Origin of the sequence: Chitinophaga skermanii (assembly GCF_003259335.1) — a bacterium.
Classification (GTDB): Bacteria; Bacteroidota; Bacteroidia; order Chitinophagales; family Chitinophagaceae; genus Chitinophaga; species Chitinophaga skermanii.
Genome location: NZ_QLLL01000006.1, coordinates 97588 through 110920 on the forward strand (window position 1 = coordinate 97588; position 13333 = coordinate 110920).

Annotated in this window: 8 protein-coding genes; 4 read left to right on the forward strand and 4 right to left on the reverse strand. The window is 43.0% G+C overall.

The annotated features are described in order from the left end of the window. Window positions 1-62: 62 nt before the first annotated feature. The 4 genes from LX64_RS16160 to LX64_RS16175 all read right to left on the reverse strand — a co-directional run bounded on the left by LX64_RS16160 (window position 63) and on the right by LX64_RS16175 (window position 6889). Window positions 63-860: a M23 family metallopeptidase gene (locus LX64_RS16160; RefSeq protein WP_158538644.1), complete on the reverse strand. Its 798-nt coding sequence runs from the start codon at window positions 858-860 to the stop codon at window positions 63-65. A gap of 303 nt (window positions 861-1163) precedes the next feature. Next, window positions 1164-2903 carry a RagB/SusD family nutrient uptake outer membrane protein gene (locus LX64_RS16165; RefSeq protein ID WP_111598725.1) on the reverse strand — a complete coding sequence of 580 codons (1740 nt, stop codon included), beginning with the start codon at window positions 2901-2903 and terminating at the stop codon, window positions 1164-1166. Window positions 2904-2914: 11 nt separating this feature from the next. Next, window positions 2915-6178 carry a SusC/RagA family TonB-linked outer membrane protein gene (locus LX64_RS16170; protein ID WP_111598726.1) on the reverse strand — a complete coding sequence of 1088 codons (3264 nt, stop codon included), beginning with the start codon at window positions 6176-6178 and terminating at the stop codon, window positions 2915-2917. Window positions 6179-6349: 171 nt separating this feature from the next. Next, on the reverse strand, window positions 6350-6889 hold the full coding sequence (locus tag LX64_RS16175; RefSeq protein ID WP_111598727.1) for an RNA polymerase sigma factor: 540 nt from the start codon (window positions 6887-6889) through the stop codon (window positions 6350-6352). A 279-nt stretch (window positions 6890-7168) separates the two neighbouring features. On the opposite strand from LX64_RS16175, the gene LX64_RS16180 reads away from it, so the two are divergent. From LX64_RS16180 to LX64_RS16195, 4 genes are all read left to right on the forward strand, one after another. Then, window positions 7169-8716, forward strand: a complete 1548-nt coding sequence (locus LX64_RS16180; protein WP_111598728.1) for an acyl-CoA mutase large subunit family protein — start codon at window positions 7169-7171, stop codon at window positions 8714-8716. 127 nt (window positions 8717-8843) lie between these two features. Further along, entirely contained in the window at window positions 8844-9740 is an 897-nt protein-coding gene (locus tag LX64_RS16185; RefSeq protein WP_111598729.1) for a class I SAM-dependent methyltransferase, read from the forward strand. Between the two features lie 837 nt (window positions 9741-10577). Continuing rightward, on the forward strand, window positions 10578-10946 hold the full coding sequence (locus tag LX64_RS16190; RefSeq protein ID WP_111598730.1) for a hypothetical protein: 369 nt from the start codon (window positions 10578-10580) through the stop codon (window positions 10944-10946). A gap of 118 nt (window positions 10947-11064) precedes the next feature. Further along, a complete protein-coding gene (locus LX64_RS16195) occupies window positions 11065-13332 on the forward strand; it encodes a cation:proton antiporter (RefSeq protein WP_111598731.1) in 2268 nt (755 codons plus the stop codon). Window position 13333 lies beyond the last annotated feature (1 nt).

The following is a 13333-nucleotide window of genomic DNA, read 5'->3' on the forward strand; positions in this document are numbered from 1 at the left end:
TCTATAACATTATAGCAGCCATTTGGTTAAATAAGGTTGGTTTCCCTGTTACAACACGCTTTCTATGGCCTGTTTTTCCGATGAATTACTTCATTCAATAAATAGCCTTTCCCATCAAAATGTATATACAATGGCTTGCCCCGGTACCAAGGTTGCCCTCCCTCTTTTTGATGTACCTGGATATGTAAATGCGGCTCCGTACTAAACCCCGAATTGCCAACACACCCAATAGGATCACCCTCTTTCACATGATCACCCTCTTTTACAAATACACAATCCTGCCGTATATGCCCCATAAACACATTATAGGTAGTCGTTTCAATCACCACCATGTTCGTATTCTTCGGCCCACGGTTCATGTTGGGGGGAATGTTATCAGGGTTCTCACTTACTGCACGGGTAATGACGCCTTCACAAGGACTGTAAATCGTATCGTTGAAGATGATGTAATCATCCAATTTCTTCGAGAATATCTTATTCGCGCGGCGCCCATCATTATCTAATTTCACAATATCCATCGCGTATATAGCACCCCGCAAACTGAAATGAAACAAGTTTGTTGGCAAGCCCTTGCCACCTTGTAGTACAAAGTAGTTACCAGGCTTGAAGGGAAACCGCAACTCCACGGTATCGGGCTTACCCGTTGTACCGGTGAAATACAATACTATCAACACCACGAAAATCGCCGTTAAGAATAAGCGCGCAAATACAACAAAAATATTCGTTGGCAAACGCGGCGGCTCTTTCTTCATTCTCCACAAAGCAAGTCCCGCTTGCAATACGTACACAATGCCAAACACGTACTTTGCATAAATACTCAAATACACCCATGTACCATACAGGTAAATAAAAGCTGCCATGGACAATGATAATGCAAACAATAAACTTTTCCCTTGCCCGCGCCTATGAATGCCCATCCAAAAAATCCTAGCACTCAAAAAAGCAATTAACAAGGTCACACATAACAGTAAATAAATAATCATAATTCCTTCGTATAGCCTTGTTCGTTATAATGTTTATTGAATTTACCGAAAACCCGGGTATCGAAAAAATTATGTTACTATTAATTCACAAAAAAACCGGGACATCCTCAAAGGCGCCCGGTTCTAACTTTTCGAAATGAGAAAACCCCGCTCCTGTTTGTTAGAAACGGGGATAATAATTTATTTGATACCATCTTCCCAATTAGGATTCTGGGATAAGTTACTGTTCAATAACCTTTCTTGTGTAGGAATTGGATACAAGTAGTCGCGTAATTCGTTGAACGTTTTATCGATGTTCTTGTTCACCAAAATCAAGCCCTTGTTGTTCTCTAATACCACTTCACTACCTAATTTCAAGTATTGAATGCCTTTCTCCGTTGGCTTCGTACCCTCGTAAATTTGTACATCAACAGTGCCGTTGTTGTCTAAATCGTATTTACCTACCCCCGGGAAATACATGCCTTTGAATTGTTGGGCCAATAAATGACCTTCTTTCCAACGCATAATATCGTTGTAACGGTGACTTTCCATCACTAGTTCAATCCTTCTTTCCCTTCTAATTTCTAAAATCACGCCTTTATTTGTACCGGTTACATTTTTGTATTCAGCCCCTAAATATGGATCAGGTGTTGCATTCGCTGCGGCTAGGTTCAGGCTGGGCATCTCTACTCGGTCGCGGAGCAATTTGATAGAAGCATCTAAGTCGGCTTGTGTTAAGGTGCCTAGCTCTGCTTTTGCTTCTGCATAATTCAACAATACTTCTGCATAACGGAAGATGGGCATATCGTTGAACGATTTATTATACGAATCATTCGCTTCTTCCGATACGAATTTCACTACTTGGTAACCTGTTGTTGTAGCACCAAAATCGGGTACTAATTTCACGGTGTTGCCAATACGGGTATAACCCGGTGTGCGAATCGTTTGGGCTAAGCGTGGATCACGGTTTTGACATTCATTATAGAAGGTCATGGTATCATAACCCGGCCTGTCGGTAAAACGGGTACCATCTTTCATCAAATAACTATTCACCAATTTCTTCTCTAAACCTGGTTTACCGTAAGAAGCTGTAATGGTATAATAGTTTACGTTGTGATAAATCTGTAAATCGTTGCTGAACCTTCTCGCCAAAATAATTTCCGTTGGATTTGCTTTCGCAGCAGCGAATAATTCCAAGTACGATTTTTCCGGTGTGCTCTTGTAAATCGCGTAACCACTTTTCATCAATTCCGCCGACGCATCTGCTGCTAACTGTAAGAAACGGTTCGCGTTGGGTAAGTTGAATTCTGGATGGTATTTCCTAAAGGTTCCTTCAAACAAACAGAAGCGCGATTTCAATGCCAAGGCCGTCCATTTCGTTACTTCTTCCACGTTTTTATTTACACTACAATACATGATAGCGCTATCTAAATCGTTGATGATTGAATCTACCACAACGGTGCGCGGTGTACGTGCTTTGTTTAATAATTCCGTATCATCTACACTTAAGGCTGTATTATACCAAGGTACATCCCCAAAACGCATCACTTTATTTTGATAGAAATACGCACGGTAAAACCTTGCAATACCCATGTATTTATTTGTAACGGCAGGCTGCAATAGGCGGTTATAGTTTTGCATGAAGTAGTTTACTTTACGCAATTCTGTCCACGACCAGCCCCCACCTGTAACTGGTATCACACGCTTACCGGTTACAATTTCTGGCAAGGTTGTTTTCACTACGTTATCGATATCCTCGTTGTACACGTCTTCTGCACTGGGGAAAGTGGTGTTAAGTGAGTTAATATAGAGTTTGAGATCGTTTTCGGTACGGAAGAAGTTATCCGGTGAAATTTGCGATAAGGGCTCTCTATCTAAGAAATCGCTACAGCTGCTGAACGCGGCCATGGCAGATAGTAAGAATATGCTGAGTTTTTTCATGTTAGTTGTTTTTAGAAGGTGATGTCCAAACCGAATGAGAAGGTTTTGCTAACCGGGTACACACGGCCGTTTGCTTCTGCTGCTGCCATTTCAGGATCGATATACTTCGTATCGAACTTCGTGAACGTTAACAAGTTTTCGCCGCTGAAATAGAACCTAGCACGTTCCATTTTCACACGTTTCATCCATGTAGCCGGTAAAGAATAACCAAGTGTTAAGCTTTTCAAACGGAGATATGCCAAATTCTGCAAGTACTTATCATTCACTTCTGTTAACTCTCCTTTCGCGTTTAACGCTACATAACCACGTAATCTCGGGAAGTACGCATCCGGGTTCTGTTCACTCCACACTTTGCTTTCAAAGTCTTGGGGAAGGAAGCTGTAATAAGGACGAGAGTAAGGACCCCAGAATTTATCGGCATTTGCACCCGGGTACCAGTTTTGTTTACCAATACCTTGGAACAATACATAGAAATCAAACCCATTCCAGCTAGCACTACCATTAATACCGTAAGAATAACGCGGTTGCTTATTTCCAATTACACGTAAATCGCCATGATCCGCCAATGTATTCTTGCCTTTGCTGATGTTCAAGTCACCATTCAAATCCACGAATTTCATATCACCGGCTAATAATTTACCCCATTCGCCCGGTGCAGAGAAAATTTGTGCATGCACGCTGCTCAAGTCTTTCATCATGGCTTGGTAGTCGGCGGCTTCTTTATCCGTTTTGAAATAACCATCTACACTATACCCCCATATTTCACCTAATTCTTGACCAACATAATAATCGCTTAATGTACCACTTGGGTTATCAAACCTCGTGATCCGCGATTTGTAATCGCCCACGGCTACACCTATGCTGTAATTGAATGGTTTACCACCCACTTGCTTTTGATCGGCCCATGCCAATGCCAACTCAAATCCCTTTGTTTGTAAATCCGCGGCATTTTGTTTCGGTTCAGCAGCACCATATACGGCCGGTAAGGTTTTCGACTTGGTTAACATGTCGGTTGTATTACGCACATACCAATCGAATGAACCCGTTAAACGACTCTTAAACAATGCCACGTCAACACCTAAGTTGGTAGAAGTAGATTTCTCCCATGTTAAGTTCTGTGTAGTAGGCGCCGGTACAGTCAAGTACTCTGTTTTAGCACCATTTACTATGTAATTCGATGTACCACGATCCATCAAAGGAATGTAAGGATAGTTAGCACGGATATCGGTGCTTACTTGTTGGTTCCCCAACGTACCGTATGAAGCACGCAATTTCAAATCGTTCACAGTATTTTTCACTGGTTCGAAGAAACGCTCTTCACTTACGCGCCATGCACCTGAAACAGATGGGAAGAAACCGTATTTATTACCTTTCGGGAAACGGGAAGAACCATCGTAACGACCGTTCAATTCCAATAAGTATTTACCTGCATAATCGTAGTTTACACGGTAGAAGAAACCGAGCAACGCCCATTCCGATTGGCGGCCACCAATAGTTTGATCACCACTACCTAAATCGAAATCATTCAAGTCTTGTGATAACAAGTTCTTACGCATCCCTTTCGTTTGCTTATAACGTTTCAACTCTTGATTGTAACCCACCATTGCTTTGAAGTTATGCTTCGCTAATGACTTCGTGTATTCACCGTATAAGTTTACGATGTGGTATTGATCCATGTTAGCTTCTTCATTGTATTGGTCGTACCCAACATAAGAGATTACCCCTGGGAATACACTCCATGGCGACTCTACGCGGCGAGAGAAAGAAGAATAAGGATTTAAATCGAAGGTGTAGTTACCGATGATATTGAAATCTTTCGTGGCTTTGATGGTAGCACCGAAAGTATTCGAGAAGTCGAAGTTCTTCGTGCCACCTTTGGATTTACCATACAGCAAATCGGCATACACACCATCACCAATTGTATAGTTATTCAACTCCGTTCTGTAAGTAGCTGTACCATCGGGGTTACGTGGTACGTACGATGGTAAAGCATGTACAGTAATGGATACAAAGTTATCGTTCACACCCCAACCTGGATAGGTATAATTGTTAGCACTAAATTGCGTATTGCTCGATAAGGTTAACCATGGTGTTACATTGGCATTGATTTTCGCACGCATGTTGTATGCATTGAACTTGTCCTGGTTGATACGCATCATACCTTTCTTTTCATACCAACGACCACTTAACATGTAATCCACTTTCTCGGTGCTACCACTGAAGGTTAAAGCATGTTCCATAGAAGGTTGTACATCGCGGAACATTTCATGCCACCAATCGGTATTACCGTAATAGATGTACATTTCTTTGTTGTTACGTACATCTTTCACTACGCTCGGCAGCGATTTATCTGTTTCGCGTTTCAACAATTCTTCATAATCTTTATCAGTATAGCGCGTGTATGTATTACCGGTTGCACGTAAAAAAGCCTCATCATTCAACTTTGCAGAGCGGTAGCCACTGGTAATAAAATCGGTGCTAACAGTAGAAGTTGCATAGCTGAAGTTGTTGCTATAATTTACTGTTGCTTTCCCTTTCTTCGCTCTTTTAGTAGTAACGAGAATTACACCAAAAGCACCGCGGGCACCATAGATAGCCGAAGAAGCAGCATCTTTTAATACAGAAATAGTTTCTACATCGCGCGGGTTCACCAGGTTAATATCACCTGGTACACCATCAATTAACACCAATGGCGAACCACCGTTAATAGAAGTATTACCACGGATGTTGATGTTACCACCTTTACCCGGCGAGCCATCACCAAAAGTAACGTTTAAGTTAGGCACCGCACCTTGAATAGCTTGCGTGATGTTGGCCACTGAACGTGTGCCAATTGTTTTGCTATCGAGTTGACTTACAGCACCGGTTAAGTTTACTTTCTTCTGCGTACCATAGCCCACTACCACCAGTTCGCTCAAGTGTTTATCGTTCTCTTTCAACTGTGTTGAAAGCGTTACGTTTTCATTTTTAATAGGAAAGCCTTCTACCGTTTTAGTTTCATAACCAAGGAAGGTGAAAATAATTTGTGCCGTAGCATTCGCAGGAAGTTTGCCGATGGAATATTTACCATCGCCGCCTGTTGCTGCACCGAATTTTTTCCCTTCTACTTGCACCATTACAGTTACGCCAGGCAAGTACTCGCCTTTTTCGTTGGTAACGGTGCCGGAAAGAACGACCGTGTTAGATTGCGCCATGAGCGACATGGGCGTCACTACAAAGCATAGAAAGAACAATAGCCAATGTAATATTGGCTTTAACCAAGTGGTCTTTTGCATATCAGTGAATTAAGTTGAAAGATTGGGCAACAGGATTCCCGTTGCGTAAAATGGATTTTGCGCTAATAGTTAGTAATAAGTTTAGTTTGTATTTTTCCTTACAGCCTGTACACACAATACGCAGCACATGGCGCTATACCCCTGCCCTTAACATATTGTTAACAGTGGCAATTAGACTGCTTCCGTGGGTTGAGGTTGTTGTAAGAGGGAACGTAATTGATGATGTGCTTTCGTGATATGATCTTCTACGGTTTTAATGGATATGGTGAATTGTTGGGCAATTTCTTTGTTAGAGAAACCTTGTATGCGCATGGTGACGACCATTTTACGCACCTTGGGTAGTTTATTCAGTGCTACGCGGAGCATTTGTTTATTTTCGAACCCAGTGGTGCCTCCTTCCTCTAAATAGGGAAACTCTTCGTGAATGCTGGTACCGGCATCGAAGATCTTCTTCGCTTGGTTCTCCTTTCTCCAATAATCGATAAACGTGGTTCGGGCAATACGGAAAATTTGTACACGTAACGAGTGTTCACCAGAGAGTTTTCCCGATACGCGCCAAAGCTTTATAAAAGTTAATTGCACGAGTTCTTCGGCAGTTTGTTTACAAGCGGTGCGTTGGGAAAAATACTGTAATAATACGGGTTGAAATTGTTCAAAAATGCGTGCAAAGGCTTGCTCGTCGCCACTTTTGAGCACTACAATAGAGTTCATGTCGGTTTTCGCAATAAGTTTCGCAATAAGTGTTTGGCTACAAATCGAGCTGCAAGTTGTAAAATATACGCTTTATTATGTGTTAACAAACTGTAAACGAATTGTTACCTATCCTAAACAAGCCAGCACACCATTTCTTCATCGAAAAATCAGTAACATTTCGTGTATTCATCGCCGTTAGCAGGTGTAAATAATTTTACTATTCCCGGCGAAACTGCCGGTACAAAAACCTTTTCCCCACCCATTTTCGAATAGCTAAATTTCATTAACATTGCATTTATGGAAAAGATCGTTACAACTGATGCCGGTATAGTTATTAAACCTGTCTATACTACGCCTGTTCCCATGCCAGAAACACCGGGAAAGTTTCCTTTTACCCGGGGTATCCATGAAACTATGTACCGCGATAAACTGTGGACAATGCGTCAATACGCAGGTTTCAGTACCGCGGAAGCTTCTAACCAACGTTATCATTACCTCTTATCTCAAGGTGTAATGGGCTTAAGCGTGGCCTTCGACCTGCCTACCCAAATCGGCTACGATTCCGATCATGCCATGGCAGAAGGTGAAGTGGGTAAAGTGGGCGTAGCGATTGACTCTTTGGAAGACATGGAAATTTTGTTCAAAGGCATCAACTTGGAAACGGTATCTACTTCCATGACGATTAATGCTACAGGTTATATTCTCCTCGCCCTTTACATCGCGTTAGCGAAGAAGCAAGGGGCCGATTTGAAGAAGATTTCAGGCACTATTCAAAATGATATTTTGAAGGAATACGCGGCGAGGGGTACGTTTATTTACCCGCCGAAACCTTCTATGCGCTTAATCACGGATATATTTGATTTTTGTAGTCGTGAAGTGCCGAAATGGAATACGATTTCTATTTCCGGGTACCACATCCGCGAAGCGGGCGCTAATGCTGTTCAAGAATTAGCATTCACCTTGGCCAATGGGAAAGCTTATTTAAAAGCTGCTATTGAGAAGGGGTTAGATATAAATGTATTCGCGAAACGTTTGTCGTTCTTCTTCAACGCGCATAACCATTTGTTCGAAGAAGTAGCCAAATTCCGCGCTGCTAGGAACATGTGGGCGCACATTACGCAATCGCTCGGTGCTACAGATACCAAGGCACAAATGCTCCGTTTCCATACGCAAACAGGCGGTTCTACCCTTACAGCACAACAGCCACATAACAACATTGTGCGTGTTGCAGTGCAAACATTAGCCGCTACATTGGGTGGCACACAATCTTTACACACCAACGGCTTCGATGAAGCCATTTCTTTACCAACAGAATCTGCTGCACGTATTGCTTTGCGTACACAACAAGTTATTGGCTACGAAAGCGGCATTGCCGATACTGTAGATCCACTAGCCGGCTCGTTTTATGTAGAAGCGCTTACAAAAGAAATTGAAGAAAAAGCCTGGGCATTGATTGAAAAAATTGATGCAATGGGTGGTGCCGTAAGCGCCATTGAACAAGGATTTGTACAAGACGAGATTGCCAAAAGTGCTTATAAATATCAACAAGATATTGAGAACGGTGAGAAAATAATTGTGGGTGTAAATAAATTCGTTGTAGAAGAAGATGCTTCCACAGAAGTATTCCGCATTGATGACAGCATCCGTAAAATTCAATCGGAAAGGTTGCAATCACTCCGTGCACGCCGCGATAATGAGAAAGTAAATAGTATTTTGGCGAGCTTGGAAGCGAAAGCCCAAACCACCGAAAACCTAATGCCTACGGTAATTGAGGCTGTTGAAAACTTAGCTACCTTGGGTGAAATCGCAGATACATTGCGTAAAGTGTTCGGCGAATACCACTAAAATCGCCTAGGCTAGTTATACAAGGGTACTTTCTTTTTTTACCCGGATCATTTAACTTCGCCGCTTTATTGAATGTATTTTAATTTTAATACCTCCGGGAAATTTCCCGTGCATGTTTTGTAAAACAATGAGCGTCACCCACTATTCAAAGTGCCCGGTTTGCAACAGTGATAAAATTCACCCGCAACTCTCGGCAGAAGACTATACCGTATCACATGAAGTATTCGACATATGGCATTGTGATGCCTGCACAGCCCGGTTTACGCAAAATGTACCTGTAAGCAGCGAGATTGGTCGTTATTACCAGTCGCAAGAATATATTTCGCATAGCGAAACAAAGGAAGGCCTTGTGAATCGCCTTTATCATAGCGTGCGGAAAATTACCATGCGCTCGAAACAGAATTGGGTAAAATCGGCTGCCAACCTAAAAACCGGCAGCTTACTCGATGTCGGCTGTGGTACCGGTGCCTTCATTCATTACATGCAACAAATTGGTTGGACCGTTACCGGCTTAGAACCCGATGAGCGCGCACGCGAAAATGCAGCTAAGCTTTACAACCTGCAACCATTGCCACCTTCAACCTTGTACGAACTACCCGCGCAAAGTTTCGATGTAATTACCATGTGGCACGTACTCGAACACGTACACGACCTACATCAATACCTCGACCAGCTCAAACGTTTAGTAAAACCCGGTGGCGCTATCCTTATCGCCGTACCAAACTACACTTCGCTGGATGCTAAACATTACGGCAAATACTGGGCAGCCTACGATGTACCACGACATTTGTACCATTTCTCCCCGAAATCCATGCAAATATTGTTGGAACAACACGGCATCCAAATCAAGCGTAAGCACCCGATGGTATTCGATTCCTTCTACGTAAGCCTCCTCAGCCAGCAATACAAAACCGGCAAAGGCGGCCTTATCGGTGGTGCATGGAACGGCTTCATTTCCTACTTAAAAGCATTAAAGTACGTCGACCAATGCAGTTCCGTTGTATACGAATGCAGCATCGACTAACATCATACTAATACTATTTTAACAAAAGGCGATCCTCCACAGGGTCGCCTTTTCTATGACGAAGCTGAAACATAGTAAAATCAACACTTTTCTAATTTTTCACCGACACTTCTCCGACTTTTACCGGCACAACCCCAGTACCAGCAAGGGTCGTTCCGACAGTTTGTCGACATTTTGTCGACATTTTCCTTGTTTTTCGCCCATTTTGCAAGGCTTCAGTAAGCTTTTCCTCGACATTCAGTAAGCAACCACCCAGTCTTTAGTAAGCAAAAACCGGTAAAAAGCGGCATTTTCCGGCACAACCCGGCATATTCCGGCATTTATCGGCATAAACCGGCATTTTCCGGCAAAAAGCGGTCAAAAGCGGTTAAAAGCGGCACTTTCCGGCACCACATTTTTTCAACTCGCTAGTTCGAATTACTTTCGAGATGTAAGCAAGCTAGCAGCTTATACAGTTCTTTGATCGATTGTATTTGTATATCCCGTGAAGGCAGGAAATGTAGGTGAAAATTGGGTAACACCTTAACAATGAATCCTTCACAACACCACTAATTAGCGCCAAATTTGGTAAACTATTGATTTATAATATTTTAATTAGGGGGGAGATAGGCTTAGGATAGGCTTTAGATAGGCTTAGGATAGGGTCGAGATAGGCTTTAGATAGGGTGAGGATAGGCTTTAGATAGGGATCCGTTAGGTTGAAGATAGGGTTAACGCTTATAGGAGAAGAGGAAAGTAGGGCATTTTTCAGTAGTAGATTTGTAGAAATATTATCATTTCAAAGCCTTGCCAGTGTTGCGTTTCAGAATCTGACCGGGATTCCCTATATTTACAACCATGAGAAAAAAGTATGTGCAGTTTACCATATCCTTCTTGCTAATTTGGCTGGCTAGCCAATCTGCAAGTGCGACTGCGCGTGCATTTGATCACCCTCTTCCTGCCAAAGTTAAAGTAGCTTCTATTACGAAAGTGAGTAAGTATAAAGCTTACAGTCCATTCGGTCACCACGACTTTGAGATGGCTTACTTATCGATTGGGCAACAGTACCTACATGGATGCATGTGTAAACGGGCGGGTGAAAATACTATCTCATTTCTGCCAACCACGCCACAAAGGCCCGAGAACGAGCCTTTTATTACACAATGCGCTTCATTGCATTTAATGTTCCGCAGCGGGATGATATTCCCCGTGCATTTCTTTTGGTGATACGCGTTACAGACAGGCGCCCTAGCGCCCCATGCCAACAATATAGATAACAAATGACATCGCTTTAACGGTGCGTTGTTTCTTTCGTATTTAAACCATAATGCATTTTATTTAACGGATGATTCATTTACCACATTTAGTAGTAGACTTAGGGTTGATTTTAGGAGCGGCAGGTATTATTACGCTTTTGTTTAAAAAACTGAAACAACCCCTCGTTTTAGGGTATATTCTAGCGGGCTTATTAGTAGGGCCGCATTTCACATTATTTCCAACCATTTCCGATATCGAGAACGTAAAAGTATGGGCCGAAATCGGGGTTATCTTCTTATTATTCAGCTTAGGGCTTGAATTCAGTTTCAAAAAATTAGTGAAAGTTGGCGGCTCCGCCGGTATTTCAGCGGTCGTGGAGGTGATCGTCATGCTCTTCCTGGGCTATGTAACCGGCCAAATTATGGGTTGGTCGACCATGGATAGTATTTTCCTGGGAGGTATTCTTTCCATTTCCTCTACCACCATCATTATCCGTGCATTCGAAGAATTGGGGGTAAAGAACCAGGCTTTTGCGAGGCTCGTGTTTGGGATTTTGGTGGTGGAAGACTTAGTAGCCATCTTATTACTCGTATTATTATCCACCTTGGCGATCAGCCAGCAGTTCGCCGGCGGTGAAATGGCCTGGTCGGTTGGTAAATTGAGTTTCTTCTTGATCTTGTGGTTCTTAGCCGGGATCTTCCTCATTCCTACCTTTTTGAAAAAGACGAAGAAATTGATGAGTAATGAAACCTTGTTGATTGTTTCATTAGGCTTATGTTTATGCATGGTTATCTTAGCCACTAAAGTGGGCTTTTCGCCGGCTTTGGGTGCCTTCATCATGGGTTCTATTTTAGCGGAAACCACTTCTGCAGAAAAAATCGAGCACCTTACCCAAGGGGTAAAAGACCTGTTCGGTGCGATCTTCTTCGTATCGGTAGGTATGTTAATCGAACCTCAAATGTTATTAACCTACGCGGGGCCTATTGCTATTTTGATAGTAGTTACCATCGTAGGTAAAACCTTTAGTACGGGGCTTGGCGCCTTGCTATCGGGTCAAAGCTTGAAGCAAAGTTTACAGGCAGGTATGAGCTTGGCACAAATCGGGGAATTCTCCTTTATTATTGCCACATTGGGTATGACCTTGAAAGTAACCAGCGACTTCCTCTACCCTATTGCTGTAGCCGTTTCCGCCTTAACCACATTCACGACTCCATACATGATCCGCTACGCGGAACCTTTTTATAACTGGGTAGAAAAACGGTTACCGAATCGTTGGAAACGTAAACTCGTACGCTATTCCAGCGGTACCCAAACCATTCATAAAGAAAATGATTGGCGCGATATGTTGCAATCGTACGGTATTCACGTGGTGGTATTTAGCGTAATTCTCATTGCCATTATCGTATTATCGAGCAACTTCCTAGCACCTTTCATCGCGAAGCATATTACCAATGGAATGACGGGCACCGTGATTACTTCCGTGATTACGTTTGCTATTATGGCGCCGTTTTTATGGGCCTTGTCGTTACGCCCGGTGAATAAGCAGGCAAGGGGTAAGATTTGGTTGAACAAGCTGCACCGTGCACCATTGTTGATGCTGGATATTTCGCGTATTGTGTTTGCGATTTTCTTCATCGGCTTCTTCTTAGATCGTTTCTATTCTACTAAAACAGCGATTATCGTATCGGCATTAATTGCATTGGCGTTGTTGTTATTGAATAAACGATTACAGAAGTTATATAACCAAATTGAAGAGCGTTTTATGCTCAACCTCAATGCCCGCGAAATCCAAGCCGCTAAAAAGGCTCATCATAATATCACCCCTTGGGATGCGCACCTCACTACCTTCACGGTGCCGGCAGAATCCGATGCAGTAGGCCGCACCCTTATAGAAATGCAATTGCGCGAGAAATTTGGCGCCAATGTAGCGATGATCGAAAGGGGCAACCTCGTAATTATGCCTCCTAGCCGCGACGAGCGACTATTCCCCGGCGATAGAATTTCTGTGATTAGCACGGACGATCAGCTCCCTGCTATCCAGAACTTCCTAGAAGTACCGGTGGCCTCCCAAAAAGTAGGCGCACCAAAAGAAGATATCACCCTCGAACACTTCAAAGTAACCGACCGCTCCCCGCTACTGGGTAAAACCATCCGCGAATCGGGCGTACGCGAAACCACGCAAGGTTTGATTGTAGGTATTGAAAGACGCGGTCACCGCTTACTCAACCCCGAATCGACCTTCATCTTCGAAGAGGGCGATCATGTGTGGATTGTAGGTAGTAAAGCGAAAATTAAGCAACTAACAAGAAATGATGTAGATCCAGGGAAAGAGAAACCTGTTACTGCTACTACATAAT